Source organism: Mycobacterium sp. (genome assembly GCF_049647605.1).
Classification (GTDB): domain Bacteria; phylum Actinomycetota; class Actinomycetes; order Mycobacteriales; family Mycobacteriaceae; genus Mycobacterium.
Genome location: NZ_JBARXZ010000178.1, coordinates 1 through 26,085, shown reverse-complemented (window position 1 = coordinate 26,085; position 26,085 = coordinate 1). Strand labels below are relative to the sequence as shown.

The 26,085-nt window shown below is 66.2% G+C and carries 23 protein-coding genes and 1 pseudogene; 5 read left to right on the top strand and 19 right to left on the bottom strand.

Going from position 1 to position 26,085, the window contains the following annotated elements; all coding sequences use genetic code 11:
• Positions 1-12 precede the first annotated feature (12 nt).
• The 4 genes from gltD to WBB07_RS22740 all read right to left on the bottom strand — a co-directional run bounded on the left by gltD (position 13) and on the right by WBB07_RS22740 (position 7,271).
• Positions 13-1,515, bottom strand: a complete 1,503-nt coding sequence (gene gltD, locus WBB07_RS22755) for a glutamate synthase small subunit (RefSeq protein WP_526310802.1) — start codon at positions 1,513-1,515, stop codon at positions 13-15.
• Positions 1,508-6,094 (bottom strand): glutamate synthase large subunit, encoded by a 4,587-nt coding sequence (gene gltB / locus WBB07_RS22750; protein ID WP_526310800.1) that lies wholly within the window; start codon positions 6,092-6,094, stop codon positions 1,508-1,510. The genes gltD and gltB overlap by 8 nt, the downstream gene beginning before the upstream one ends.
• A gap of 195 nt (positions 6,095-6,289) precedes the next feature.
• Positions 6,290-6,712: a DUF2752 domain-containing protein gene (locus WBB07_RS22745; RefSeq protein ID WP_526310798.1), complete on the bottom strand. Its 423-nt coding sequence runs from the start codon at positions 6,710-6,712 to the stop codon at positions 6,290-6,292.
• The gene (locus WBB07_RS22740; protein WP_526310796.1) at positions 6,702-7,271 is read right to left on the bottom strand and encodes an NINE protein; all 570 of its coding nucleotides are present in this window, start codon (positions 7,269-7,271) and stop codon (positions 6,702-6,704) included. Before WBB07_RS22740 ends, WBB07_RS22745 begins: the two co-directional genes overlap by 11 nt.
• Before the next feature lie 68 nt (positions 7,272-7,339).
• On the opposite strand from WBB07_RS22740, the gene WBB07_RS22735 reads away from it, so the two are divergent.
• The gene (locus WBB07_RS22735) at positions 7,340-7,834 is read left to right on the top strand and encodes a DUF427 domain-containing protein (protein ID WP_526310794.1); all 495 of its coding nucleotides are present in this window, start codon (positions 7,340-7,342) and stop codon (positions 7,832-7,834) included.
• A 1,211-nt stretch (positions 7,835-9,045) separates the two neighbouring features.
• On the opposite strand, the pseudogene lgt reads toward WBB07_RS22735, so the two are convergent.
• The 6 genes and pseudogenes from lgt to WBB07_RS22705 all read right to left on the bottom strand — a co-directional run.
• A pseudogene (gene lgt, locus WBB07_RS22730) lies at positions 9,046-9,889 on the bottom strand (prolipoprotein diacylglyceryl transferase); the annotation flags it as partial.
• Positions 9,890-9,900: 11 nt separating this feature from the next.
• Entirely contained in the window at positions 9,901-10,719 is an 819-nt protein-coding gene (gene trpA, locus WBB07_RS22725; protein WP_526310792.1) for a tryptophan synthase subunit alpha, read from the bottom strand.
• The gene (trpB, locus tag WBB07_RS22720) at positions 10,716-11,987 is read right to left on the bottom strand and encodes a tryptophan synthase subunit beta (protein ID WP_526310790.1); all 1,272 of its coding nucleotides are present in this window, start codon (positions 11,985-11,987) and stop codon (positions 10,716-10,718) included. The genes trpA and trpB overlap by 4 nt, the downstream gene beginning before the upstream one ends.
• A 31-nt stretch (positions 11,988-12,018) precedes the next feature.
• Entirely contained in the window at positions 12,019-12,837 is an 819-nt protein-coding gene (trpC, locus tag WBB07_RS22715) for an indole-3-glycerol phosphate synthase TrpC (protein ID WP_526310788.1), read from the bottom strand.
• Between the two features lie 121 nt (positions 12,838-12,958).
• Complete coding sequence (locus tag WBB07_RS22710) at positions 12,959-13,636, bottom strand: TIGR02234 family membrane protein (RefSeq protein WP_526310953.1); 678 nt, start codon at positions 13,634-13,636, stop codon at positions 12,959-12,961.
• A 43-nt stretch (positions 13,637-13,679) separates the two neighbouring features.
• A complete protein-coding gene (locus WBB07_RS22705) occupies positions 13,680-15,251 on the bottom strand; it encodes an anthranilate synthase component I (protein ID WP_526310786.1) in 1,572 nt (523 codons plus the stop codon).
• On the opposite strand from WBB07_RS22705, the gene WBB07_RS22700 reads away from it, so the two are divergent.
• Positions 15,250-15,711 carry a peroxiredoxin gene (locus WBB07_RS22700; RefSeq protein ID WP_526310785.1) on the top strand — a complete coding sequence of 154 codons (462 nt, stop codon included), beginning with the start codon at positions 15,250-15,252 and terminating at the stop codon, positions 15,709-15,711. The two genes, WBB07_RS22705 and WBB07_RS22700, sit on opposite strands and share 2 nt — an antisense overlap.
• 19 nt (positions 15,712-15,730) lie before the next feature.
• Here WBB07_RS22700 and hisI read toward each other — a convergent pair whose 3' ends face one another.
• From hisI to hisD, 8 genes are read right to left on the bottom strand one after another with little or no spacing between them, the layout of a single operon-like run.
• The gene (hisI, locus tag WBB07_RS22695; RefSeq protein ID WP_526310783.1) at positions 15,731-16,075 is read right to left on the bottom strand and encodes a phosphoribosyl-AMP cyclohydrolase; all 345 of its coding nucleotides are present in this window, start codon (positions 16,073-16,075) and stop codon (positions 15,731-15,733) included.
• Positions 16,072-16,863, bottom strand: coding sequence for an imidazole glycerol phosphate synthase subunit HisF (gene hisF, locus WBB07_RS22690; protein WP_526310781.1), 792 nt, complete (start codon positions 16,861-16,863; stop codon positions 16,072-16,074). The genes hisI and hisF overlap by 4 nt, the downstream gene beginning before the upstream one ends.
• A complete protein-coding gene (locus tag WBB07_RS22685) occupies positions 16,860-17,666 on the bottom strand; it encodes an inositol monophosphatase family protein (protein WP_526310779.1) in 807 nt (268 codons plus the stop codon). Before WBB07_RS22685 ends, hisF begins: the two co-directional genes overlap by 4 nt.
• Positions 17,663-18,391, bottom strand: coding sequence for a bifunctional 1-(5-phosphoribosyl)-5-((5-phosphoribosylamino)methylideneamino)imidazole-4-carboxamide isomerase/phosphoribosylanthranilate isomerase PriA (priA, locus tag WBB07_RS22680; RefSeq protein WP_526310951.1), 729 nt, complete (start codon positions 18,389-18,391; stop codon positions 17,663-17,665). Before priA ends, WBB07_RS22685 begins: the two co-directional genes overlap by 4 nt.
• A gap of 17 nt (positions 18,392-18,408) precedes the next feature.
• Complete coding sequence (hisH, locus tag WBB07_RS22675; RefSeq protein WP_526310777.1) at positions 18,409-19,062, bottom strand: imidazole glycerol phosphate synthase subunit HisH; 654 nt, start codon at positions 19,060-19,062, stop codon at positions 18,409-18,411.
• A gap of 17 nt (positions 19,063-19,079) precedes the next feature.
• On the bottom strand, positions 19,080-19,703 hold the full coding sequence (hisB, locus tag WBB07_RS22670; protein ID WP_526310775.1) for an imidazoleglycerol-phosphate dehydratase HisB: 624 nt from the start codon (positions 19,701-19,703) through the stop codon (positions 19,080-19,082).
• A complete protein-coding gene (locus tag WBB07_RS22665) occupies positions 19,700-20,836 on the bottom strand; it encodes a histidinol-phosphate transaminase (RefSeq protein ID WP_526310773.1) in 1,137 nt (378 codons plus the stop codon). The genes hisB and WBB07_RS22665 overlap by 4 nt, the downstream gene beginning before the upstream one ends.
• On the bottom strand, positions 20,833-22,161 hold the full coding sequence (hisD, locus tag WBB07_RS22660; protein WP_526310771.1) for a histidinol dehydrogenase: 1,329 nt from the start codon (positions 22,159-22,161) through the stop codon (positions 20,833-20,835). The genes WBB07_RS22665 and hisD overlap by 4 nt, the downstream gene beginning before the upstream one ends.
• A gap of 313 nt (positions 22,162-22,474) precedes the next feature.
• Here hisD and rhtB point away from each other — a divergent pair, with 313 nt between their 5' ends.
• From rhtB to WBB07_RS22645, 3 genes are all read left to right on the top strand, one after another.
• Positions 22,475-23,107 carry a homoserine/homoserine lactone efflux protein gene (rhtB, locus tag WBB07_RS22655; protein ID WP_526310769.1) on the top strand — a complete coding sequence of 211 codons (633 nt, stop codon included), beginning with the start codon at positions 22,475-22,477 and terminating at the stop codon, positions 23,105-23,107.
• 240 nt (positions 23,108-23,347) lie between these two features.
• Entirely contained in the window at positions 23,348-23,938 is a 591-nt protein-coding gene (locus tag WBB07_RS22650) for a hypothetical protein (RefSeq protein ID WP_526310767.1), read from the top strand.
• On the top strand, positions 23,935-25,023 hold the full coding sequence (locus WBB07_RS22645; protein ID WP_526310765.1) for a PrsW family intramembrane metalloprotease: 1,089 nt from the start codon (positions 23,935-23,937) through the stop codon (positions 25,021-25,023). The genes WBB07_RS22650 and WBB07_RS22645 overlap by 4 nt, the downstream gene beginning before the upstream one ends.
• A gap of 89 nt (positions 25,024-25,112) precedes the next feature.
• On the opposite strand, the gene nadC is transcribed toward WBB07_RS22645, so the two are convergent.
• Positions 25,113-25,970, bottom strand: a complete 858-nt coding sequence (nadC, locus tag WBB07_RS22640) for a carboxylating nicotinate-nucleotide diphosphorylase (RefSeq protein ID WP_526310950.1) — start codon at positions 25,968-25,970, stop codon at positions 25,113-25,115.
• Between the last annotated feature and the right edge of the window lie 115 nt (positions 25,971-26,085).

The window sequence follows — 26,085 nt, the reverse complement described above, 5'->3', positions numbered from 1 at the left end:
CGACACATCGGCCTAGATCACAGCCAGCGGCAATGCCGACGGCCGAACGGGCTCGGGCAGGTCCGACTCCCCCATCAGATACACGTCGACCGCGTGAGCCGCTGAACGGCCCTCCGCGATTGCCCACACCACCAGCGAGGCACCCCGATGTGCGTCACCGCACACGAACACCCCGGGCGCGCTGGTCTGCCAGTCCGATCCGCACGGCAGCGCCCCACGGGGATTGAGGTCCAATCCGAGGCCGTCGAGCAAAGCCATCTTCTCGACCCCCTCGAATCCGATCGCCAGCAAAGCAAGATCGCACGGCAGCACCAGCGACTCCCCGACCGGGGTGATGACCCGCCTGCCGTCGGCGTCCCGGGTGACCCGAACCTCGGCGACCTCCATGGCACGCAGATTGCCGTCGTCGTCTCCCAGGAAACGCTGCACCGCCACCTCGTAGCGGCGCAGTCCCCCCTCTGCATGTGCGGGTGAGGTACGTAACACCAGCGGCCACGTCGGCCACGGGCTGCGCTCGTCGTCGCGCATCCCGGGAGGCTCGGCGTTGTAGTCGAGCTGAGTCACCGACGCCGCACCTTGCCGGTGCGCAGTACCCAGACAGTCGGCCCCGGTGTCCCCGCCACCGATGATCACCACATGCTTGCCCTTCGCCGAGATCGGCGAAGGACCGTCGCCTTCACATTCCTTGTTCGCCGGCACCAAGTGTTCCATCGCCAGATGGACCCCGTTGAGGTGACGGCCGTCGACATCGTTGTCCCGCGCGCGCAGCGCCCCCACCGCCAGCACCACCGCATCGAAGCGGGACCGCAGCTCCTCGACGTCCAGATCGACTCCGACCTCGCAGTCGGTGACAAAGTGAGTTCCTTCGGCCCGCATCTGCGCCAAGCGCTGGTTGAGGGTCGACTTCTCCAGCTTGTACTCCGGAATCCCGTAGCGCAGCAGGCCGCCGAGGCGGTCATCGCGTTCGTAGACGGTGACGTGGTGTCCCGCCCGGGTGAGTTGTTGTGCCGCAGCCAATCCCGCCGGACCGGAACCGACGACGGCAACCCTCCTACCGGTGTTGACGGCCGCGGGCTGAGGTTCCACCGTGCCGTCGAGCCAAGCTTCGTCAGCGATCGACTGCTCGATGCGTTTGATGGTCACGCTGCCGCCGGTCTGTTGTTCAGCGATGGACAGCACACACGCCGCTTCACAGGGGGCCGGGCACAACCGCCCGGTGAACTCGGGAAAATTGTTGGTGGCGTGCAACCGGTCGCTGGCCGCATCCCAGCGGCCGCGGCGCACCAGATCGTTCCATTCCGGGATCAGATTGCCCAGCGGGCAGCCAGCAGATCCCGAGTGACAGAACGGGATACCGCAGTCCATACAACGCCGTGCCTGCTGGCTGACCTCCGCGGCCCGCTGATGCGGATCCTGGGCTTCGTACACCTCACGCCAGTCCCCGACGCGTTCATCGACGGGCCGCTTGGTGGCCTCCACCTTGGGCACGTTCAGAAATCCCTGAGGATCAGCCACGGGTCGCCTCCATGATCGCGGTATCGACGTCACGCCCCTGCGCCTCGGCCATCCGGGTGGCCTGCAGCACACGCTGGTAATCAGTGGGCATGATCTTGGTGAACTGTGCGCTGCGCCTTGGCCAGTCAGCCAGCACCGACGTTGCCACCGTGCTGCCGGTGTACCGGGCGTGGCCGGCGATCACCTCACGCAGCCACACCAGGTCCTCGTTGTCGAGGCTCTGCAATTCGACCATCGCGGTGTTGACCTTCGCCGGGTCCAGCCCGAGCACAAAAGCGACCCCGCCCGACATGCCCGCGGCCATGTTGCGGCCGGTCGCTCCGAGCACCACCACCCGTCCGCCGGTCATGTACTCGCAGGCGTGGTCGCCGACACCTTCGGCGACTGCCAGCGCACCGGAGTTGCGGGCAGCGAACCGCTCCCCCACCCGGCCCCGAAGATAGACCTCGCCGGAGGTGGCGCCGTAGAGCAGTGTGTTGCCGGCGATCACGTTTTCCTCCGGCAGGAACAGGACGTCGTCGGGCGGCTGGACCACGATCTTGCCGCCGGACAGGCCTTTGCCCACATAGTCATTGGCATCACCGACCAGCTCGATGGTGATCCCCGGCGGCAGGAAGGCACCCAACGACTGACCGGCCGACCCGGCAAGTTTCACCGTGATGGTGTCGGCGGGCAGACCGGCGGCCCCGTAGCGCCGGGTGACCTCTGCGCCCAGCATCGTGCCCACCGTCCGATTGACATTGCGGACCGGGAGCTCCAGCACCACCTCGTGGGCGTCCTCCAGCGCGCCCTCGGCGAGCGCGATGAATGTCTGATCGAGGGCCTGTTCGAGTCCGTGGTCCTGGTCGCGCAGGCGCCGGCGTTGCGGCAGTCTGGCGCCGTGAGCGTCGGTCGGGACCGCAAAGATCGGGCTCAGATCCAACCCGGCGCTCTTCCAGTGGGCCACGCCGGCGGCGGTATCGAGCAATTCGGCATGTCCCACAGCCTCGTCGATACTGCGGAAACCCAACTGCGCCAGATACTGACGAATGTCCTCGGCGATGAACCGGAAGAAGTTCTCCACGAACTCCGGCTCGCCGTTGAACCGCGCCCGCAGTTCCGGGTTCTGCGTGGCCACCCCCACCGGGCAGGTGTCGAGGTGACAGACCCGCATCATGATGCACCCCGCCACGATCAGCGGAGCCGTGGCGAAGCCGAACTCCTCGGCCCCCAGCAACATGGCCACCACGACATCCCGGGCGGTACGCATCCCGCCGTCGCACTGGACGGTGATGCGGTCGCGTAACCCGTTGAGCACCAGCGTCTGCTGGGTATCGGCCAGCCCGATCTCCCACGGCGCCCCGGCATGTTTGAGCGACGTCAGCGGAGCTGCCCCGGTACCACCGTCGTAACCCGAGATCAGGACCACATCGGCGTGGGCCTTCGACACACCGGTGGCCACGGTGCCCACCCCGACCGAGCTGACCAGCTTCACGTGGATGCGCGCCCGGTCATTGGCGTTCTTCAGATCGTGAATCAGCTGCGCCAAATCCTCGATCGAGTAGATGTCGTGGTGCGGTGGCGGCGAGATCAGGCCCACGCCCGGCGTCGAATGCCTGGTCTTGGCGATGTTCGGATACACCTTGTATCCCGGAAGTTGGCCACCTTCACCCGGTTTGGCGCCCTGCGCCATCTTGATCTGGATGTCACTCGCGTTCACGAGGTAGTCGCTGGTGACGCCGAACCGGCCCGAAGCGACCTGCTTGACGGCGCTGCGGCGCCGCGGGTCATACAGCCGGTCGACGTCCTCACCGCCCTCACCGCTGTTGGAGCGGCCGCCGAGATTGTTCATCGCGATGGCCATGGTCTCGTGGGCTTCAGCAGAGATGGACCCATAGCTCATCGCCCCGGTGTTGAACCGGGTGCAGATCGAGTCCACCGATTCCACCTCGTGCAGCGGCACCGGCGGGCGCAGACCCTCCTTGAAGGTGAACAGACCGCGCAGGGCACCACCCTCGCGAGCGAGGCGATCAACTTCATCCGAATACTGCCGGAACACTTCGAGGCTTCTGGTCCGCGTCGAATGCTGCAGGAGGAAAACAGTTTCCGGCGTGAACAGGTGTAGCTCACCTTCCCGACGGAACTGGTACTCGCCACCGATCTCCAGCCGGCGGTGCACCCGCTCGGTGGGATTCTCCGGGTACGCGCGCCGGTGCCGCAGCTTGACCTCCTCGGCGATGACGTCGAGGCCGACACCGCCTAGCTGACTGACGGTGCCGGTCAGGTACTCGTCGATCACCCCGCGGTCCAGGCCGATCGCCTCGAACGCCTGCGCCCCGGTGTAGGAGCCGACAGTGGAGATACCCATCTTGCTCATCACCTTCGTCACCCCCTTGGTGAGCGCTTTGAGGTAATTGTGTACCGCCGTGGAAGTCTCGATACCGGTGAGCTCGCCCTCGCGGATCAGATCTTCGATGGACTCGAAGGCCAGATAGGGGTTGACCGCGGCAGCGCCGTAACCGATCAGCATCGCGATGTGGTGCACCTCGCGGGCATCACCGGTCTCGACGACGAGGGCAACCTTGGTTCGTTCCTTGGTGCGCACCAGATGGTGGTGCACCGCAGAAACCGCCAGCAACGACGGGATGGGCGCCCGAGTGTGGTCGGAGTCGCGGTCGGAGATCACCAGGGTGCGAGCACCTTTGGCAATCGCATCAGAGGCGCGCAGCCTCAACTCCTCGATGGCCTCCGCGAGCCCGTCACCACCGCGCTCGACATCGTAGAGGCCGCGCAGCACCGTCGTCCGCAGGCCGGGCTGCTCGTTGTCGTCGTTGATGTGCACGATCTTGTTCAGCTCGTCGTTGTCCAGTACCGGCCAGGACAGCAGGATCTGCCGGCAGGATGCTGCCGACGGTTCCAGCAGGTTCTGCTCCGGCCCCATCACCCGCGCCATCGAAGTGACGATCTCCTCGCGGATCGCGTCCAGCGGCGGATTGGTCACCTGCGCAAAGAGTTCCACGAAGTAGTCGTAGAACAACCGGGAGCGTTGGGAGAGGACCGCGGTGGGAGTGTCTGTGCCCATCGATCCCAGGGGTTCGGCCCCCGAAGCCGCCATCGGGGTCAGCATGATCCGCAGGTCCTCTTCGGTGTAGCCGAAGGCGATCTGGCGGCGCACCACCGACTCGTGATTGGGCTGGACACGGATCCGGTCCGGCAGCGTTTTGAGATCGAGCAGCCCGGCATGCAACCACTCGGCATACGGGTGGGCGGAGGCGAGCTGGTCCTTGATCTCCTCATCGGAGACGATCCGGCCGGCCGCGGTATCGACCAGGAACATCTTCCCGGGCTCGAGGCGACCCTTGGCCACCACCTCGGCCGACGGCACGTCCAGCACGCCACTCTCGCTGGCCAGGATGACGCGGTCATCGATAGTGCGCCACCAACGGCCCGGCCGCAGCCCGTTGCGGTCCAGCACCGCGCCGACCACGGTGCCGTCGGTGAACGTCACGCACGCCGGGCCATCCCAGGGCTCCATGATCGAAGCATGGAACTGGCAGAAGGCGCGACGCTGCGGACTCAGATCCGCGTTGTTCTCCCAGGCCTCGGGGATCATCATCATGACCGCGTGCGGCAAGCTCCGCCCGCCCAGGTGCAGCAGCTCCAGGGTCTGGTCGAAGGAAGCCGAATCGGACGACTCCGGGGTACAGATCGGTGAGAGCCGGGCCAGATCACCGCCGATCAGAGTGCTGGCCAGCATCGCCTCGCGAGCGTGCATGCGGTTGCGGTTCCCGCGGACGGTGTTGATCTCGCCGTTGTGGGCGACAAAACGGAACGGGTGCGCCAGCGGCCACGACGGGAATGTGTTGGTGGAGAACCTGCTGTGCACGATCGCAATGGCGCTGGTGCAACGCTCGTCGCGCAGATCGTCGAAGTACTTCGGGAGCTGCATCGTGGTGAGCATGCCCTTGTAGGTGATGGTCCGGCTGGACAGCGACACGAAGTAGACGCCACTGCCGGTGGACTTGATCTCCGAAGTCAGGTGGCCGGCGCGCTTGCGCAACGGGTAGACCCGCCGGTCCAGGTCGAGGCCGGAGAGCCGGCGGCCCTGTTCATCCGGCGGTGCGGCAACAAACAGCTGCACCATGTGCGGCATACATCCGAGCGCCGTTGCGCCCACCTCGGCGCCGTCCGGATCAACCGGGACCGTGCGCCAACCGAGCACGTCGATGCCCTCGTCAGCGGCGATCGCCTCGACCCGGTCCCGAGCCGCCGCTCGCGCCACCGGATCTTGCGGCAGGAAACAGATCCCCGCGGCGAAGGTGTTGCTGCCGTCGGCGGCGGGTGCAGGAAGCTCGAAGTCGACGACGGCCCGCAACAGGTCGACCGGGAGTTGCAGCAGGATGCCTGCTCCGTCACCGCTATTGGGTTCGGCGCCGGCTGCACCCCGATGTTCGAGGTGCTCCAGCGCGATCAAGCCGTCGGCCACGATCGAGTGGGACCGGCGACCCAAGATGTCGACGACCATCGCAACACCGCAGGAGTCATGCTCCTGCTCGGGGTCGTAGAGTCCCTGTGCCCTGGGCACTGCCGAGAACAGCATGCGTACACCTCCGCGGCCGCAACCGCGGGAGGCGAGAGTCTCGTGCACTAGTGGGATGCGCTAGGGGCATTCAGATCTCAGTACCGGCCGCAGTCTGACGTGTGAAACGCGGGACTGCACCGGCCCGACACGGTGGCACTTCTGCCGACAGCAGTGCGCCACCGATTTCCGAAGTCTAACAGCGCAACCGCTCAGCTACCCGCCGAGAACAGTCGGGACCAGCGGAAAGCCGGGCAGATTGCGGACCACCGTCCAGACAACGGCGGCCACGACAAGGAACACGACCGAGAAGGTGGTCCAGATCGGTTTCCGGCTGCGGCGACGCAGCCACACCCACAACAGCACCGCGGGCAAGGCAACGAGCAGGAACACATTGTCGACGGCGGCGGCGGCGATATCGCCGTGCAGCAGGTCGTGGGTCATCCGCAATCCGCCGCACCCCGGGCAGAACCACCCGGTCAGCGCGTGGAACGGGCAGGGCGGAAAAATCGAACCCGGCCGATGCGGATCGTTGACACCGATATAGGCCAATCCCCCAGCCAACACCGCACCCGTACCGAGTGCGGTGTAGAGCTGGGCGCGGCGAGTGGGTGGCTGCGCCGGAGCGTCAGGTCCCATCACGAAGTGGACGGCCCTGCGGGTCGCGCACCCTGTCGGTGAGAATCAGGATGGCGTCGATGATCCCCCAGATGACGGCCCCGATGCCGCAGGTGAGCAGCCCCACCACCAGCTGAGCCACCCCCAGGCCGACGTAACCCATGTACATCCGGCCGATACCCACCAGGCCGAACAGTCCGAGCAGCTGCAGCAGGCCGCCCACCAGTTTCGACTTCTCCGAGAAGGGCTCGCCGGTGACCGGGTGGCGCCCATAGGGTGCCGACGGGTCGTAGTAGGCGCCGGGGGGCGGGTACTGGCCAGCAAACTGCGGCTGACCGTATTCCGGCGGCGGCGGATAGCCGGCATTCGGCGGCGGAGCGAAGCCACCGTTCGGTGGCGGTGGGTACTGCCCAAAGTCCTGCGGCGGCGGGAAGCCGCTGCTCGGCGGCGGATAGCTGGCCTGCGGCGGCGGGAAATCGCCGCTCGGCGGCGGATAACTGGACTGCTCCGGCGGAGTGCCTTCGTCGGCTTCAGAGCCGGGCTTGGAGCTGGGGTTCGATCCGAACTGCGGGTCCGTCATAACGCCAAGGATGCCAGATTCTGGCCAAGGATCTCGGTTCCGGTCGGGTTCGTCTCTATCGTTGCGTTGTGCGTCCAGTCCCCGAAGTCCCCGGCCCCGGCCAGGAGTCCGTCTGGGCATATCCGAGACCACCTCGGGTAGAGAGAATCGACGCCACGATCACCGTCGAACTCGGCGGTGTCACAGTCGCCCACGCGGTCGGAGCCTGGTGGGTGCTGGAAACCAGTCACCCACCGACTTACTACCTGCCGGCCGAATCCTTCACCACCGGAACACTGCGACCGACCCAGGGTTCATCGTGGTGTGAGTGGAAGGGACAGGCCAGCTACTTCGACCTCGCCACCGCGGCCGCAACCGCACCACGCGCCGCATGGACATATCCCCAGCCCACCCCGGGATTCGAGGCCATCGCCGGAGCTATTGCGGTGATGGCAAGCGCTGTCGACCGGTGCCGCGTCGACGGCGAGATCGTGACACCGCAACCGGGCGGGTTCTACGGCGGCTGGATCACCAGCCGTGTCGTCGGGCCTTTCAAAGGAGTGCCGGGGTCCCTCGGCTGGTAGGACAGCTCAGCGGCGACGGCGCAACAGCCGACCCAGGCGCGATCCGCGGGCCGGTGCCGGGGACGGCGTGATCACCGGGGACGGTTCAGGTTCCGGTTCTGAGGTGTCCTGTTCAGGCTCTTTCGACGATTCCTCGCCGATCTGCACGTCCGAGCCGGCGGCATCCTCGTCCTCAGCCGCCGCTTCTTCTGCCAGGTCCTCTTCGGCCTCGTCGTCGGCGGCCGGCTCTTCGGCCTCATCCACCGCTACATCCGCGGACTCGTCGACCTCGACGGCCTCTTCTTCGGCTACCGCCGGCACGTCCTCATCGTCGGCAGCCTGAACCTCAGCAGCCTCGTCCTCGGCGGCCGTCTCTACGGCCAGGTCCTCATCGGCCTCATCCTCGGTAGCCGGCACTTCGGCTGCGTCGGCCTCATCCACCGCTACATCCGCGACCTCGGCAGCCACTTCTTCGGCTACCGCCGGCACGTCCTCATCGGCGGCAGCCTGAACCTCAGCAGCCACGTCCTCGGCGGCCGTCTCTTCGGCCAGGTCCTCATCGGCCTCATCCTCGGTAGCCGGCACTTCGGTCGCGTCGGCCTCATCCACCGCTACATCCGCGACTTCGGCAGCCACTTCTTCGGCAACCGCCGGCACATCCTCATCGTCGGCAGCCTCGGCCTCGTCCTGCACCTCGTCGTCGGCGATTGCTTCGTCGTCGTCGTCGCTGAGAGCTTCGTTGTCGAAGGCCTCCTGCTGCTCCGACACCGGCGCGTGCGGGACCTCTCCGTCGTACTCCTGGAGGCTCTCGAGATCGTCTTCATCGACGGGATCGTGGTCCTCGTCGATGAGCTGTTCGTCCTCGGCTTCGGCTTCCGTTTCGGTGACCACGCCGCTGCCGGCGGTCACCTCAGCCTCGACGATCGCCTGATCGGGGGCTTCTAACTCGGCGTCGGCGCCTTCGGTTGCTTCGTCATCTTCTGATTCCGCTTCGTCTTCCGACCTTGCTTCGACTTCAGCGACCGTGAGCTCGGACTCTTCGGGCTCCGACCCCTCGGGCTCAGATTCTTCAGGCTCGGATACTTCGGGCTCGGATACTTCGGGCTCTGATTCCTTCTCAGCGACGGTGACCGCTGCGACCACACCAGTGGCAGCCGCGGCCTTCTCGACCTCGCCCACCGCGTCTTTCACCACGGAGTCTTTGACCACCGAGTCCGCGGTGTCATTACCGCCCAGCGTGTCCGGTGCCTCACGCCCCTTCGGGGCCAGGATGAAGTAGACAATCGCGCCGATGAAAACGAACGTCGCCGTGAACGAATTGATCCGGATCCCCGCGATCAGGGTGGCGAAGTCGTCACGCATCAGCTCGACGCCGAACCTACCCACGCAGTAGCCGGCCACATAGAGCGCAAAAAGCCGACCATGACCGATCTTGAACCGTCGGTCGATGTACAGAAGGGCCGCGAACACCAACAGGTTCCACAGCAGCTCGTACAGGAACGTCGGATGTACCACCGCGGCCACCTGGCCGGTGGACACCCCGTTGAGGGAGTGCACATCGATGACCCCGGACGGTTCACGCCGGTAGAAGATCTCCATGCCCCACGGCACGTCGGTGGCGCGACCGTAGAGCTCTTGGTTGAAATAGTTGCCCATCCGGCCGATCGCCTGAGCGAGCACGATGCCCGGTGCGACCGCGTCGGCAAAGGCGGGCAGCGGAATGCCGCGGCGTTTACAGGCAATCCAGGCGCCCACACCACCGAGGGCAACAGCGCCCCAGATACCCAGGCCACCGTCCCAAATCCGCAGCGCCGCAACCGGACCCGCACCGTTTGCGCCGAAATAGGTTGGCCAGTCGGTGATGACGTGGTAGAGCCGCCCGCCGACAAGACCGAAGGGCACCGCCCACAACGCAATGTCGTAGATGACACCGCGCTCACCGCCGCGCGCTTCCCATCGGCGATCGCCGATGACCAGCGCTGCGATGATCCCGATGATGATGAACAGCGCGTAAGCGCGGATGGGTACCGGACCCAAATGCCAGACACCCTGCGACGGGCTGGGGAAAGCGGCCAGGAGCGTCGTGCTCACCCAGGAACCTCGGTGACTTTCTGCCGGACACCGGCTGCGAGTTCTTCTGCCAACAGCTTCAGGGCAGGCAACCCGCCGTCGAGGGCGGCCACCAACGCCGACCCGACGATCACGCCGTCGGCATAGGAGCCGATCTCTGCCGCCTGGGCTCCAGACCGCACACCCAGGCCCACTCCGACCGGGATATCCGAGACCGCTTTGACCCGCGCGACGAGTTCCGGCGCTGCGTTGGAGACCGCGTCACGAGCACCGGTCACCCCCATGGTCGATGCGGCATAGACGAAGCCACGGGATGCCTGCACCGTGGCTGCCAGCCGCTCCGGCGTCGACGAGGGCGCCACCAGAAAAATCCGGTCCAGGCCATGTGCGTCGGACGCGACAAACCAGTCGTCGGCTTCGTCAGGGATGAGATCGGGGGTGATGATGCCGGCGCCACCGGCGGCAGCGAGGTCGCGGGCGAACGCATCGACTCCATAGCGGAGCACCGGGTTCCAGTACGACATCACCACGGCGCTGCCGCCGCGGTTGCTGATCGCCTCGACCGCGGTCAATGCGTCCCGCACCCGAACTCCGTTACGGAGCGCGGTCTCGGTCGCGGCCGCGATGGTCGGACCGTCCATCCCCGGATCCGAGTAGGCGATGCCCACCTCGACCAGGTCGCAGCCCCCGTCGACCAGAGTGGTCATCGCCTCGATCGAGGTCTGTACATCGGGATAGCCGGTGGGCAGGTACCCGATCAGCGCGGCACGTCCCTCGTTGCGACAGGCCTCGAACAGCGGGCCGAGCTTGCTCCGGGCTCCAGCTGGTGCCGTCATGAGCCCTGGGCCTCACTTTCGTCGAGCAGTCCAAACCACTTTGCCGCGGTTTCGACGTCTTTGTCTCCGCGACCGGACAGATTCACCACGATCACCGCGCCGGGTCCCATTTCGACACCGAGCTTGAGGGCGCCGGCAACGGCATGGGCCGATTCGATGGCCGGGATGATGCCCTCGGTGCGGCACAGCAGCCGGAATGCATCCATGGCTTCGGTGTCGGTGATCGGCCGGTACTCGGCCCGTCCGAGATCCTTCAGCAGCGCATGCTCGGGGCCGACGCCCGGATAGTCCAGACCTGCCGAGATGGAATGCGACTCCGTGGTCTGACCGTCCTCGTCCTGCAGCAGGTACGAGAATGAACCCTGGAACGCCCCTGGCGATCCACCAGTGAAAGTTGCTGCGTGCCTACCGGTTTCGACACCATCACCGGCAGCCTCATAGCCGACCAATCGCACACCGGGATCATCGATGAACGCGTGGAAGACACCGATGGCATTGGAGCCGCCGCCGATGCAGGCGGTCACCGCGTCGGGCAGCCGCCCCGCCTGCTTCTGGATCTGGACGCGGGCTTCCAGACCGATGATCCGCTGGAAGTCGCGCACCATGGTCGGGAACGGGTGCGGACCCGCCGCGGTGCCGAAGCAGTAGTAGGTGGAGTCGGCGTGGGCAACCCAGTCCCGGAACGTCTCGTTGATGGCGTCCTTGAGCGTCTTGGAGCCGGATTGAACCGACACCACTTCGGCTCCGAGCAGCCGCATCCGGGCGACGTTGAGTGCCTGACGCGCGGTGTCGACCGCACCCATGTAGATGACGCACTCGAGGTCCAGCAGCGCACACGCCGTGGCCGTGGCAACGCCGTGCTGACCGGCTCCGGTTTCGGCGATGACCCTGGTCTTGCCCATCTGCTTGGCCAGCAGCGCTTGGCCGAGCACATTGTTGATCTTGTGAGACCCGGTGTGGTTGAGGTCTTCCCGTTTGAGGAACAGCCGTGCGCCACCGGCGTGCTCGGACAACCGCTTGGCCTCGTACAGCGGCGACGGGCGGCCGCTGTAATGGGCCTGCAAGTCGTCCAGGGTGTCGAGGAACTGCTGGTCGTTGCGGGCCTTTTCATAGGCGGCAGTGACCTCTTCGATCACCGCCATCAAAGCCTCGGGCACCAACCGTCCGCCGTACCGACCGAAGTGGCCGCGCTCGTCGGGGTCGTGCGAAGTGGGTTCAGCAATGGCCGCGCTGGAGCGCGGCATTTCGGAATTCGAAAGATCAGCCATCAGATTCAGTTCTCGCGCACGCAGTAGCGCGTTAGCGGGCGGGCTTCGGGCAGGACGGGTGGGTACCGGCAGTCACCAGATCGGCCACGGCGGTGCGTGGGTCGCCACTGGTGACCAAACCTTCGCCGACCAATACCGCGTCGGCACCGGCGCCGGCGTAGGCGAGCAGGTCGGCAGTTCCCCGGACGCCGGACTCAGCAACACGGATGATGTCGCTGGGCAGTCCGGGGGCAATTCGGGCAAAGCAGTCGCGGTCCACTTCGAGGGTCTTGAGATCACGGGCGTTGACGCCGATGACCTTGGCGCCCGCCTGCAGCGCCCGGTTGGCCTCTTCCTCGGTGTGCACCTCGACCAGTGCGGTCATCCCCAGCGACTCGGTGCGTTCCAGCATCGACTCGAGGGCCGGCTGCTCGAGTGCGGCGACGATGAGCAGAAGCATATCGGCGCCGTGGGCACGCGCTTCGTGGATCTGGTACGGACGTACCACAAAGTCCTTGCGTAACACCGGGATAGACACCGCGGCACGCACCGCGTCCAGGTCCGCAAGCGACCCGTGGAATCGGCGCTCCTCGGTGAGCACACTGATGATCCGGGCACCACCGCTCTGGTAGGCCCGGGCAAGGTCTGCCGGATCCGCGATGTTGGCCAGTTGGCCGCGGGACGGGCTTGCGCGCTTGACCTCGGCGATCACCCCGATACCCGGCTCACGTAACGCACCCATCACGTTCAGTGGCGGTGGTGCGTCGGCGGCAGCAGCCTTGACCTCAGCCAAGCTGACGATGGCCTCGCGGGCGGCAACGTCAGCGCGGACACCTTCGATGATTGAATCGAGGACGGTCGCCGTGCTCATGACTGCCGGTCCCTTCTGATAATCCGCCGGGCTCTCAGTCGAGATTCCACCCGGATCGGATGGTGTCCGGCAGTGACCCGATGCTGTTCCTGAAGGGTAGCCGTCGAGCCGCCCCGGACGTTCACCGACCCTCCCTCTCGTCGTCATCGCCCTTACCGGTTTCAGGCTCCTGAGGCAGCGCATCTGAGTCGGCTGGGACCGTCGTCGGATCCTGCCCTTCGTCGAGCGCATCCCAGATCATCCGCTCCGACAGCCCCGCCTCCGCAGCCCCCGCATCCAAAAGCTGTTCGCTGGAGGTCTCACGGGCCGCGGCGCGGCGGGCAGCCGGCGCGGCGTACTTCGTGCTGGCCGCCTTGTTCCGGCCGGCGGAACGGATCAGCAGCACCGCCGCCACGAGCGTGCACAACGCCGAGACCAGGGCAACCGCCGCGCCCCAGTAGTAGCGTTCGCTGGCCACCAGCGACGCCACCGGAACTTCGGCCAAACCGGCGCCGCGGACCGCCACGTCACGCACCACCCACTGGGCGATCGCCACATAGGCGATTGCACCGCTGACCAGGGCGACCAGGATCGCCAGCAACCGCAGCGGCCACCCCCGTACCGCCAACACCGCCACTGCGGTCGCGACGAGCAGCAGCGCCAGTGGGACCAGCGCGGTCGACCAACTGGCACCGGAGAGGGTGATCACCTCCGGCTGGCCCAGGCCGTCGAACGACGTCACCTGCACCCAGGACATCCGCGAAGCGATCCACAACCCGAGGGCCGCCACGACCAGCAGTAGCTGCCCGAGCCGGGTCATGCGCTTGGCACGCCGGTCGGGGTCCGTCACGTCATCGGGCACGCTACGGCGCTCTCAGTGTCTCGGCGGCGGCGACAGCATTGAGGACGGCTTTGGCCTTGTTGGCCGATTCGGTGTACTCGTACGGGCCGTTGGAATCAGCCACCACGCCCCCGCCGGCCTGCACATAGGCGGTGCCGTCGCGCATGAGAGCGGTTCTGATGGCGATGGCAAAATCGGCATTGCCGGCGAAGTCGAGGTACCCGAGGACGCCGCCGTAGAGGCCACGCCGCGTCAGCTCGACCTCCTCGATCAATTCCATCGCCCGTACCTTCGGCGCGCCGGACAGAGTGCCGGCCGGAAAACACGCCGTCACCGCATCCAGGGCGGTGCGCCCCTCGGACAACAAGCCGGTGACCGTGGAGACCAGATGCATCACGTGGCTGTAGCGCTCGATGTGGCTGTAGTCCTCCACCCGGACGGTGCCCGGCACACAGACTCGGCCCAGATCGTTGCGCCCGAGGTCGACGAGCATCAGGTGCTCAGCCCGCTCCTTCTCGTCGGACAACAGTTCCTTGGCCAGCAGTTGGTCGTCCTCGTCGGTGGCTCCCCGCCACCGGGTGCCGGCGATGGGGTGCGTCTTGGCCCAGCCGTCCTTGACCGTGACCAACGCCTCAGGGCTGGAACCGACAATCGAAAAGGCCGTTCCCCCTTCATCATCGGGCACATGCAGGAGGTACATGTACGGGCTGGGATTGGACACCCGCAGCATCCGGTACACATCGACCGGGTCGACGCTGGTGTCTATCTCGAACCGCTGAGAAGGCACCACCTGGAAGGCTTCACCAGCCTCGATATCGGCGACCAGTTTGTCGACGATCGAGGTGTACTCATCGACGGTGCGCTGCGACCGCGGGTCCGGCACCGGGCGCTCGAACGTAGACACCGTGGACGACAACGGTTGACCGAGCGCTTCGGTCATCACATCCAGACGCGCCACCGCGTCGTCGTAGGCGCCGTCCACCCGGTCGGTGGTGCCATCCCAGTTGACCGCGTTGGCGATCAGCGTGATGGTGCCTTCGTGGTGGTCGACGGCGGCGATATCGGTGGCCAGCAGCATCAGCATGTCGGGAAGCTGCAAGTCGTCGACGGTCAGTTCCGGTAGCCGCTCCAAACGTCGGACCAGGTCGTATGCGAAGAAGCCCACCATCCCACCGGACAGCGGCGGCAGGCCGGGCATCGCCGCCGTGGCCAACAGCTCCAGGGTCTCCTGCAACGCCAACAGCGGGTCACCGCCGGACGGTGCGTCCTGCGGCACCGCGCCCAGCCACACCGCATGACCATCACGCACTGTCAACGCAGACGGGGCACCGGCGCCGATGAACGACCATCGTGACCAGGACCGCCCGTTCTCAGCGGACTCCAGCAAGAAGGTGCCGGGGCGGTTGGCCGCCAGTTTCCGGTAGGCCGACAGTGGTGTCTCACTGTCGGCGAGCACCTTGCGAGTCACCGGCACAACACGGTGCTCGGCTGCCAGGATGTGGAAGTCCTCCCGGGTGGTGGTCACAGCGATATTGGCTTGCACGGAGCTATCCTCCCAGACCGGGCGGATGCTCGGCGTAGCGTGACTTGCCATGAAACGCGGTGACGTCATCGACGACTTCGTCTTGCCTGATCAGACCGGTGCCGAGCGCAGGCTCAGCGACCTGTTGGCGCAGGGCCCGGTGGTGTTGTTCTTCTACCCCGCCGCCATGACACCGGGCTGCACCAAGGAGGCCTGTCACTTCCGCGACCTCGCCGGCGAATTCGCCGCCGTCGGGGCCCAGCGCGTCGGGATCAGCACCGACTCCGTGGGCAAACAGGCACGCTTTGCCGAGCAACAACACTTCGACTATCCGCTGCTGTCGGATGAAGACGGGGCAGTCGCAACCTCGTTCGGCGTCAAGCGTGGACTGCTCGGCAAATTCATGCCGGTGAAACGGACCACCTTTGTCATCGACACCGATCGCCGAATCCTCGACGTGATCGCCAGCGAGATCAGCATGGACACCCACGCCGACAAAGCCTTGGAGGTCCTGCGCAACCGCGCCGGCTAGGAACAAGTGATCTGAGGAGTCACTCCGCAGCAAGAAGTACGTCGGCATCGAAGCAGCTGTGGTCGCCGGTATGGCAGGCTCCCCCGACCTGGTCGACCTCCAGCAACACGGTGTCGCCATCACAATCCAGACGCACCGAATGCACGTACTGGGTGTGCCCCGACGTCGCCCCCTTGATCCACTGCTCACCACGGGAGCGAGAGAAATAGGTGGCCTCGCGGGTGGCCAGGGTGCGCGCCAAGGCGTCGTCATCCATCCACGCGACCATCAGCACGTCGCCGGTCCCGCGCTGCTGCACCACCGCGGTGAAGAGCCCGTCAGAGTTGCGTTTCAACCGGGCCGTGATCGTCGGATCCAGGCTCATCGCACACAAATCCCGTCCGCTGCCATCGCAGCCTTCACCTGTCCGATGGTCAGTTCCTTGAAGTGAAAGACGCTGGCCGCCAGCACCGCATCGGCCCCGGCATGGACCGCCGGCGCAAAATGTTCTACCGCGCCGGCCCCGCCGCTGGCGATCACGGGCACCGTGACCGCGGCCCGCACCGCGCGCAGCATCGCCAGATCAAAACCGGCCTTGGTGCCGTCGGCGTCCATCGAATTCAGCAGGATCTCCCCGACACCGAGTTCGGCTCCACGCGCGGCCCACTCGACCGCATCGATGCCGGTCCCCCGCCGGCCCCCATGGGTGGTGACCTCCCAGCCCGAGGGGGTAGGCGGTTCGCCCGCCGGCACGGTGCGGGCATCCACCGACAACACGATGCACTGCGAACCGAACTGCCGAGACATCTCCGCCAGCAGCTCCGGCCGGGCAATCGCTGCAGTGTTCACCGACACCTTGTCCGCACCGGCACGCAGCAACACGTCGACATCCTCGACGGCGCGCACCCCACCCCCGACGGTCAGCGGGATGAAAACCTGCTCGGCGGTGCGACGCACCACTTCCAGCATGGTGGCTCGACCCGACGACGACGCGGTGACGTCGAGGAATGTCAGCTCGTCGGCGCCCTCGGCGTCATACACCGCGGCCAGCTCGACGGGATCACCGGCATCACGCAGGTTCTCGAAGTTGACCCCTTTGACGACGCGACCCGCGTCGACATCCAGACATGGGATGACGCGGGTGGCCAAGGTGCTCTGTTCGACCGAACTCATCGGTAGTCCTCCGGATCTCCAGCCGATTTCACGATCTCGAGGATGCGCTCGTGTACGCCAGGTGCGGCGGCCAGCGCCGAAGTCGATTCATGGGTCCACGGTCGCCCGGCGAGATCGGTGACAAGACCGCCGGCCGCCCGGACCAGCGCCACCCCTGCCGCGTAATCCCACACGTGATCACCGAACGTGATCGCGCCACCGAGAATTCCGTCCGCCACATACGCCAGATCGACTCCGGTGGCACCGTGCATCCGCAGCCGCGAGCACTCCCGGCTCATGTTCTCCAACACCGCCAGCCGGTACCGGCCCGGGAATCGGCCGCGCCAGTCCACATTGAAGGTGCCGACACCGACGATCGACTGCTGCAATGTCGGTGACCCCAGCGGCGGCCGCGCGACACCGTTCGAATACAGCGGACCGCCGACGAACGCGGTGTATCGCTGACCGGTGAACGGCAGCCAGGTCAATCCGGCAACCGGCTCACCGTCTTGCATCAGACCCAGCAGAATCGCGGCCATCGGGGAGCCGGCGGCGTAGTTGAACGTGCCGTCGATCGGGTCGAGCACCCAAACCAACGACGAATCGACAGGTGCGCCACCGAATTCCTCACCGTGCACCCCGATCCCGGTGCGGGCGGTGAGCGCCTCGACCACATGCCGTTCGATCGCCAGATCCACCTCGGTCGCGAAGTCATTGCCGGACTTCGCCACCGCCGAGTCGGCCCGATGCCCGTCCAGGAACGGAGCCACGACCTCGTCGAGAACAGCCGACGCCTCGGCGATCAGGGCGTCGAAATCGATCATCGGCTGACCGCAGCCAAAGCTTCCGGCAGCGTGAAACGTCCCGCGTAGAGCGCCTTACCGACGATGGCGCCCTCGACACCCGCACCGGTGAGGGTGGCGATGGCACGAAGGTCGTCAAGGCTGGAGACACCACCGGAGGCGATCACCGGGGCCTCGGTCTTGGCAGCCACGGCCGACAACAGCTCGAGGTTGGGGCCGTTGAGGGTGCCGTCCTTGCTGACATCGGTCACCACAAAGCGTGAGCAGCCCTCGCCGTCCAGACGTTCCAGCACCGGCCACAGGTCACCGCCGTCGGTTTCCCAGCCGCGACCGCGCAACCGGTACTGCCCGTCAGCGAACTTGACGTCCAAACCGACGGCCACCTTGTCGCCGTGCTCGGCGATGGCACTCGCGCACCACTGTGGGTTCTCCAGTGCTGCGGTGCCGAGGTTGACCCGCCGGCACCCCGTGGCCAACGCCGCCTGGAGCGACTCGTCATCGCGGATGCCACCGGACAATTCCACATCGACGTCGAGCTTGCCGACCACCTCGGCGAGCAACTCGCGGTTGGAGCCACGACCGAACGCGGCATCGAGGTCCACCAGATGGATCCACTCGGCGCCGTCCTGCTGCCATCCCAGAGCGGCTTCCAGCGCTGACCCGTACTCGGTCTCGCTACCTGCCTGCCCCTGGACAAGACGAACGGCCTTGCCTTCGACCACGTCGACGGCGGGCAGCAGAATCAAACGTTCGTTGGTCACAGTCACAGTCCCTCAACCCAATTGGCGAGCAGCGTCGCACCGGCGTCGCCACTCTTCTCCGGATGAAATTGTGTCGCCGACAGCGGACCGTCTTCGACGGCCGCCAGAAACGGCACATGATGCCTGGCCCAGGTGAGCTTGGCATCGGGGTTGCCGGCCCACTCCTGGGCGGCATAAGAATGTACGAAGTAGAACCGCGTCTGCGAATCGATGCCCCGAAACAGGGTGCTGTTCTCGGCCGCTTCCACGACGTTCCAGCCCATGTGCGGGACGACGGGAGCGTCCAGATGTGTCACCGCACCCGGCCACTGCCCGCAACCCACCGACTCGACACCGAACTCGACGCCACGAGCGAACAGGATCTGCATCCCGACGCAGACCCCGAGCACCGGGCGCCCCAGCTGCAGACGCTCGGCGATGATCTTCTCGCCGCCGATGGCCCGCAACCCCGTCATGCACGCTTCGAACGCACCGACACCGGGAACCACCAGACCGTCGGCTTCGATCGCTGCCGTTGGATCGGCGGTGACCACGACATCGGCACCGGTGCGCTCCAGCGCGCGCTGCGCCGAGCGCAGGTTCCCGGACCCGTAATCCAAGACCACCACCCTTTTCCCGGGGGACGTGCCGGAGGGCGGCATGTCGGTGGGACGCATGTCAGTGGGAGGCTCTGTCACAGTGTGCCTTTGGTGGAGGGCACTCCGCTGACCCGCGGGTCATACTCGACAGCCTCGCGCAACGCGCGGGCGACGGCCTTGTACTCGGCCTCGGTGATGTGGTGCGGATCGCGACCGTAGATGGTGCGGACGTGCAAAGCAATACGCGCATTGAACGCCAGCGACTCGAAAACGTGCTGATTGATCACCGTGTGATACGGCACGCTGGAGCCGGTGATCGTGTACGCCTGCATGAACTCCGGCTCACCGGTGTGCACACAGTACGGACGGCCCGACACATCGACGGAGGCGTGGGCCAGCGTCTCGTCCATCGGGATGAAGGCGTCGCCGAACCGGCGGATTCCCTTCTTCTCCCCCAGCGCCTCACCGAGCGCCTGCCCGAGCACGATGGCGGTGTCCTCAACCGTGTGGTGCGCCTCGATGTGGACGTCGCCGGTGGCACGCACCGTCAGATCGAAGCTGGCGTGGCTTCCCAGCGCGGTCAGCATGTGGTCGAAGAACGGAACCCCGGTATCGATCTGCACCTGTCCGGTGCCATCGAGGTCCAGTTCGACGACGATGTCGGACTCCCGGGTGGTGCGCTGCACACGGGCACGTCTGGCGGTCAGGGTATTGGTCATGATGCTCCTAGCGGCTGGGCCAGTTCGGTGGCGGCGAGATCGGCGCTGGCTGCCAGCAGCGCATCGTTTTCGGCGGACAGCCCGGTGGTGGCCCGCAGGTAACCGGGGATCCCGACGTCGCGGATGAGGATCCCGGCGTCCAGGTAGCGCTGCCAGGTGGCTGCGGAATCCGCGAACTCACCGAACAACACGAAGTTGGCATCGCTGGGGATCACCCGAAATCCCATGCTGGTCAGCGCTTCTGCGACCCGCTGCCGTTCGCGGATCAGAGTCGCAACACTGCCCAACGTGTCGTCGGCATGCCGCAGTGCCGCGCGGGCCGCGACCTGGGTCACCACCGACAGGTGATAGGGCAGCCGCACCAACAGCATCGCGTCGATGAGTGCCGGGGCCGCAACCAGATAACCCAACCGGCCACCGGCAAAAGCGAACGCCTTGCTCATCGTCCGGGTCACCACCAGTCGGGCGGGGAACTCGTCGATCAGCGCGACAGCACTGGGCTGCGACGAGAACTCGCCGTACGCCTCGTCGACGATCAACACCCCCGACGTCATCGCGGCCAGTAGCCGGCGCAGGTCATCGAGCGGCACACTCTGTCCCGACGGATTGTTCGGGCTCGCCACAAAAACCACATCGGGTGACCGGGATTCGATCGCCGCCACAGCCACTTCGATGTCGAGACCAAAATCGTCGCTACGGGCGGCTTGCAGCCATTGGGTCTGGGTGCCGTCGGAGATGATCGGATGCATCGAGTACGACGGCACAAAACCGATGGCGCTGCGGCCCGGCCCGCCGAAGGCCTGCAGCAGCTGTTGCAGGATTTCGTTGGAACCGTTTGCTGCCCAGAGATTCTCGACGGTCACCGGTACCGATGTCTGCGCCGCCACGTAGGCGGCCAGATCGGTGCGCAGCGCGACCGCATCACGGTCGGGGTAGCGGTGGAGCTCGCTCGCCGCCTCACGTACCGAGGCGGCGACGTCGTCGATCAGCTCCTGTGTCGGTGGATGCGGGTTCTCGTTGGTGTTCAACCGCACCGGCACCACCAACTGCGGAGCCCCGTACGGGGACTTCCCGCGCAGGTCGTCGCGCAGCGGCAGATCGGCCAGGCCGATCCGCGATCCAGGCACACTCACCGTTCGAACCTCCGCCGTACAGCTTCGCCGTGGGCGGGCAGATTCTCTGCCTCGGCGAGGGTGATCACATGGCCGGACACGTCTTTGAGTGCGGCCTCGGTGTAGTCGACAACGTGGATGCCCCGCAGGAACGTCTGTACCGACAACCCGCTGGAATGCCGGGCACAACCCGCAGTCGGCAGGACGTGGTTGGAACCCGCGCAGTAGTCACCGAGGCTCACCGGCGACCAGGCGCCGACGAAGATGGCACCCGCCGAACGGATCTGGTCGGCCACGGCGTGCGAGTCGGCGGTCTGGATCTCGAGATGTTCTGCGGCGTACGAATTCACCACACGGATACCGGTTTCGACATCGTCGACCAGAACAATCGCCGACTGCTTACCCAGCAGCGCGGCCAGAACCCGTTCCCGGTGCACCGTGGTCTGCAGCTGTACTGCGAGTTCGGCGTCGACGGCAACTCCGAGATCGGCACTCGGGGTGACCAGCACGCTGGCCGCCATCTCGTCGTGTTCGGCCTGGCTGATCAGGTCGGCGGCCACGTGCACCGGATCGGCAGTGTGGTCAGCCAGGATCGCGATCTCCGTGGGGCCGGCCTCGGCGTCGATCCCGACCTGCGACCGGCAGATCCGCTTGGCGGCGGTGACGTAGATGTTTCCGGGTCCGGTGACCATGTCGACCGGCGGCAGCTCCGCGCCGTCGGTGTCGGTGCCGCCGTACGCCAGCAGGGCAACCGCCTGCGCACCGCCGACCGCCCACACTTCCTCGACGCCGAGCAGTTCGGCCGCGGCCAGGATGGTCGGGTGCGGCAGCCCGGAAAACTGGGCCTGCGGCGGGCTGGCGATCACCAGCGAGTCGACGCCCGCGGTCTGGGCCGGCACCACATTCATGATCACGCTCGACGGGTAGACGGCATTGCCGCCGGGCACGTACAACCCGACACGTTCGACGGGCACCCAACGTTCGGTGACAGTCGCCCCCGGCGCCAGCTCGGTGGTGGTGTCGGTGCGACGCTGATCGGCGTGCACCGCCCGAGTGCGATCGATTGCCACCTGCAGCGCGGCCCGAACAGCGGGATCGAGGTCACGCAACGCCTGCTGCAGCGCCGCCGCCGCAACGCGAACCGTAACCGGCCGGATACCGTCGAACTGCTCGCCGTAGCGCAGCGCCGCCTCGGCACCGTTGTGGGCTACGTCGTCGACGATGGGGCGAACCTTGGGAACCACGGCGTCGACGTCGACACCGCCGCGCGGCAGGGCCGCACGTAACTGTGCCGCGGACAGGGTTCGGTTCCGCAGGTCGATCCGGGGCATCTCGAAGCTGGCCATCTCCCCGATTCTCCCTGATCGGTGCACCTGAATAAAAATTGGTTGAACTGCGCTGTCACCCGCCAGCCACGCTCCTGCGTTGCAGGACACTCCCGGTTGGCGTTCCTGGGCGCGGTGCGGCAGCCCGGCCGGAGCAACCGCAAACTCCGCCGACAGCAAGAACGCGCCCCACCGCGACGTTCGGAGCCACCCGGCCAGTTCAGCAACGCCGTCGCCAAGTTTGTCCGCCGACAGAGCCACTCGACGGCCGCCGCCCCGTCCAGCTCGGTCAAACTCGATTGAACTACGTCGGAGCGGCTGCCACACTCTGGCGATGGAATGGCAAGTTTGGTTGGCGTTCGTCGGCGCGTCGATCGCGATCAGTGTGTCGCCGGGCGCCGGGGCGATCTTGTCCATGGCCACCGGATTGACCCACGGCCTGCGCCGCAGCTACTGGAGCATCCTCGGGCTGCAAATCGGACTGATGGTGCAGCTCACCCTGGTTGCGGTGGGCCTGGGTGCCGCGCTGGCCAACTCCGTGCTCGCGTTCAACGTCATCAAATGGCTGGGCGTGGCCTACCTCATCTACTTGGCGGTCCGGCAGTGGCGCAGCGCCACCGTCGACCTGCGCACGCAACTCGGCCCGGCCGGTGAGTCAGGCGCCCTGGCCATGGTCATCCGCGGCACGCTGGTCAACCTGAGCAACCCGAAGGGACTGGTGTTCCTGCTGGCCGTCCTGCCACAGTTTGTGGTGCCGACGGCCCCCTTGCTGCCCCAATACCTGACCATCGGCGTGACCATGGTGGTCGTCGACCTGGTTGTGATGGGCGGATATGCCGGGTTGGCGGCGCGGGTGCTGGGGTGGTTGAGAAGCCCACGCCAACAGCGCGCCGTGAATCGAACCTTCTCCGGGTTGTTCGCCACCGCGGCGGTGGTGTTGTCCCTCGTCCGTCGGGGTACCGCCTGAGTCCCGGGGTACCGCCTGAGTCAAGGTGTGCGAGGCACGAGCACACCGCCGAGCTCAGGCGAAACCAACCCCGCCTGAGTCAAGGTGTGCGAGGCACGAGCACACCGCCGAGTAGGGATAAGTTCACCGCAAATCTCGGTGTTTTCATCCGCAATTACCCACCTGATCACCTATTGTCGGCTCGGCTGCGCCAAATTGACGGGCGCTTACATGTCGCGATGTATTCGGGGAGTCTGTTCGATGGCGGTTGTCCACGAGGCCGATGAGGCCAAATATCAGCGGCTGACACACAAATCAGCAGCCGTGGCCCTGGGTTTTGCCTTGCTGGCAATCCCGGTGGTGCCACAGATCATCGACGTCGCGCTGCCGGAGCGGGAGTGGGCGACAGACGGTGCCGCCGATGACGGCGACGGAGTGGTGGACCTGTTCACCACCGCCGGGACAGCCATCGAGGTGAGCGTGCCCGATGACTGGATTCCCGAGAACAACGGCGACAGCGCAACCCTGCACGGCCCCAACCAGATGATCATGATCCAGGTCTATGACCGCGCCGGTCGCGACACCGACATCGTCACCGACCGGCTGATGCGCGCCAACCGCATCAGTGGAATCAACTCGGCATTCGACGGCGGCCGGGTCGAGGCCGCGGACGGCGCATTGTCGGGGAAGACATGCGTGGCCATCCTCGAGGGCATGAGCGGGACGTGCGCTTACCTCGCCAATGACAACCTGGTGGTGGAGATGATGGCGTTGAGCAACATCGAGGACGGCGGCGAACCCGCCCCATCGATGGCCGAAGTGGCCCCGCTGATCGTGACGGTGTCCGAATGACCGCCACCCAGGCCGAAGTCAAGGCTGCGGCGAAACCCGACAACACATCTCCGATCTATCGGCCGAAGTCGGCAGTGTTCTGGTTGTACGGCCTCACGTTGGTCATCGGGGTCTTGACGCTGTCCTCGGACCGCGGCTCGGCGATCGGTGCAACATTTGCGACGCAGATCGAGCTGTGGTGGCTGTGGGGCGCCTTTGTGGTGCTGCTGTTGTGGCTGATGTTCCAGTTCGATCCCTATCGCAGCGGGCGGGCATACCCGCAGATCCTCATTGCCGGAATGGCGTTGGGGGGCACCATCGCCATCACCATGGCCGGCATGGGCAATGGTGCCATGGACGGAATCTGGTCCCGCTGGCTCGATCCGGAGACCATGGCCGCTTGGTCGGCCGCACTGTCGGCCCCACTGATCGAGGAAGCCTCGAAGGCCATGTGCGCGCTGGTGGTGCTGGTGCTGTGCGCGCCGGTGTTCAACCGGCTGTCGCAAGCCATGATGCTCGGGATGTTCGTCGGCTTCGGCTTCGACCTCACCGAAGATCTCGACTATGCGGCCAATGACGCACTCGGGAGCCTGGACTCCGACTACGCCGCCGTGCACGATGAACTGCTGATCCGGTTCCTGACCGCCGTGCCGGCGCACTGGGCGTACACAGCCCTGGCGACCATGGGGGTGATGGTGCTGCTGCCCTGGTTCCACAAACGGGGCCAGTGGTCATGGCCCAAACGACTGCTGCTGGCCTTCAGCCTGATGGCCAGTGCCTGGCTCATGCACTTCCTCTGGGATGCACCCAATTTCGTGGACTCCGACAACCTCGCCATCCTGATCAAGGTGGTTCTCAACGTCGTCATCTTTTTCGTTCCGGTGCTGCTGCTGATGCGCCACGAACGTGACTGGGTGCACGAACGCATCGAGGCGGGCCGCACCACGTTCCTGGCCGATTTTGATGCCGCACTTCTCGATTCGTTGTTGACGCGGCGGGGCCGGCGTGCGCTGCGCCGGACTGCTCGCAGCACCGGTGGGTGGGCGGCGGCCAAGACGGTGCGCAGGCGCCAGAGACGCGCCCTCGACGTCATCCAAACCGCCTGATCGACAAAAACTGCCGCCCCGGGGAGCCGATGATCGGTCTACCGGGGCGGCAGTGTCATTGCTGAGTCATTGCTGACGTTGTGGGTGTGTCAGAAGTCCAACCCGATGTCGAGCACTCGCACCGAATGGGTGAGCGCGCCCACCGCGAGATAGTCCACTCCGGTGCTGGCGTACGCCGCCGCGGCATCCAGTGACAACCCGCCTGAGGACTCCAGCAGCACATCAGGGGCCCGGGAATCGCGCCGCTGCACGGCGATTTGGGTTTCCCAAACAGCGAAGTTGTCCAGCAGGACCAGTTGGACATCCTCGTCCAGGATTGCGTCCAGCTGCTCCAGCGAGTCGACTTCGACTTCACAGGGGAGATCCGGTGCGGCGGCACGGACCGCTCGAAGCGCCGCCACCACCGATCCCGCAGCGGCCACATGGTTGTCCTTGATCAGCGCGGCATCACCGAGACCCAGGCGATGATTGACGCCGCCACCGACGCGGACCGCGTACTTCTGCAGCGCGCGCAGGCCGGGCAGGGTCTTGCGGGTATCGCGGATCTTGGTGTCGGTGTCACGCACCGCCTCGACCCATTGTGCTGTGGCGGTGGCGATCCCGGACAGATGGCAGACCAGGTTCAACATGGTCCGCTCGGCGGTGAGCAGGCCACGGGTTTCGGATTCGATGGTCAGCAACGCATCCCCGGGCAGCAACGTGTCACCGTCGTCGGCGCGGCCGAGCACCCGGTAGCCGTCGGCTCCGAGTACCTCGTCGAGGACCAGCAAGGCGATGTCGATACCCGCCACCACTCCGTCGGTGCGGGTGATCAGGGCCGCCGTGGTGCGCGCGTCCGCGGGAACCGTTGCCAGCGTGGTGATATCGGGGCCGTAACGCAGGTCCTCGTCGAGGGCCCGGTTGATCGCGATCCGCGCTTCGGAGAGTTCGTGTTCGGTGAGCGCCATCAGCATGTCACCACCGTGGTGTCGACGACGGGTTCACCGTCGATGAGACGCACCACCGTGCTGTGGGCCTGCGTGTCATCGAGCAGAGGTTGGTCCGCGCGGTGGTGCGAACCCC

What these genes read in the sequence shown, in the direction of transcription:
- trpB (WP_526310790.1), bottom strand. Translation starts at nt 11,987, where the DNA reads ATGGCTGATCTTTCGAATTCCGAAATGCCGCGCTCCAGCGCGGCCATT.
- WBB07_RS22650 (WP_526310767.1), top strand. Translation starts at nt 23,348, where the DNA reads ATGGCGGTTGTCCACGAGGCCGATGAGGCCAAATATCAGCGGCTGACA.
- hisB (WP_526310775.1), bottom strand. Translation starts at nt 19,703, where the DNA reads ATGACCAATACCCTGACCGCCAGACGTGCCCGTGTGCAGCGCACCACC.
- hisD (WP_526310771.1), bottom strand. Translation starts at nt 22,161, where the DNA reads ATGGCCAGCTTCGAGATGCCCCGGATCGACCTGCGGAACCGAACCCTG.
- WBB07_RS22740 (WP_526310796.1), bottom strand. Translation starts at nt 7,271, where the DNA reads ATGACGGACCCGCAGTTCGGATCGAACCCCAGCTCCAAGCCCGGCTCT.
- hisI (WP_526310783.1), bottom strand. Translation starts at nt 16,075, where the DNA reads ATGAGCCTGGATCCGACGATCACGGCCCGGTTGAAACGCAACTCTGAC.
- WBB07_RS22645 (WP_526310765.1), top strand. Translation starts at nt 23,935, where the DNA reads ATGACCGCCACCCAGGCCGAAGTCAAGGCTGCGGCGAAACCCGACAAC.
- gltB (WP_526310800.1), bottom strand. Translation starts at nt 6,094, where the DNA reads ATGCTGTTCTCGGCAGTGCCCAGGGCACAGGGACTCTACGACCCCGAG.
- hisF (WP_526310781.1), bottom strand. Translation starts at nt 16,863, where the DNA reads ATGAGTTCGGTCGAACAGAGCACCTTGGCCACCCGCGTCATCCCATGT.
- hisH (WP_526310777.1), bottom strand. Translation starts at nt 19,062, where the DNA reads ATGCGTCCCACCGACATGCCGCCCTCCGGCACGTCCCCCGGGAAAAGG.
- nadC (WP_526310950.1), bottom strand. Translation starts at nt 25,970, where the DNA reads ATGGCGCTCACCGAACACGAACTCTCCGAAGCGCGGATCGCGATCAAC.
- WBB07_RS22700 (WP_526310785.1), top strand. Translation starts at nt 15,250, where the DNA reads ATGAAACGCGGTGACGTCATCGACGACTTCGTCTTGCCTGATCAGACC.
- WBB07_RS22685 (WP_526310779.1), bottom strand. Translation starts at nt 17,666, where the DNA reads ATGATCGATTTCGACGCCCTGATCGCCGAGGCGTCGGCTGTTCTCGAC.
- WBB07_RS22705 (WP_526310786.1), bottom strand. Translation starts at nt 15,251, where the DNA reads ATGGCAAGTCACGCTACGCCGAGCATCCGCCCGGTCTGGGAGGATAGC.
- trpC (WP_526310788.1), bottom strand. Translation starts at nt 12,837, where the DNA reads ATGAGCACGGCGACCGTCCTCGATTCAATCATCGAAGGTGTCCGCGCT.
- trpA (WP_526310792.1), bottom strand. Translation starts at nt 10,719, where the DNA reads ATGACGGCACCAGCTGGAGCCCGGAGCAAGCTCGGCCCGCTGTTCGAG.
- WBB07_RS22710 (WP_526310953.1), bottom strand. Translation starts at nt 13,636, where the DNA reads ATGACCCGGCTCGGGCAGCTACTGCTGGTCGTGGCGGCCCTCGGGTTG.
- rhtB (WP_526310769.1), top strand. Translation starts at nt 22,475, where the DNA reads ATGGAATGGCAAGTTTGGTTGGCGTTCGTCGGCGCGTCGATCGCGATC.
- WBB07_RS22745 (WP_526310798.1), bottom strand. Translation starts at nt 6,712, where the DNA reads ATGGGACCTGACGCTCCGGCGCAGCCACCCACTCGCCGCGCCCAGCTC.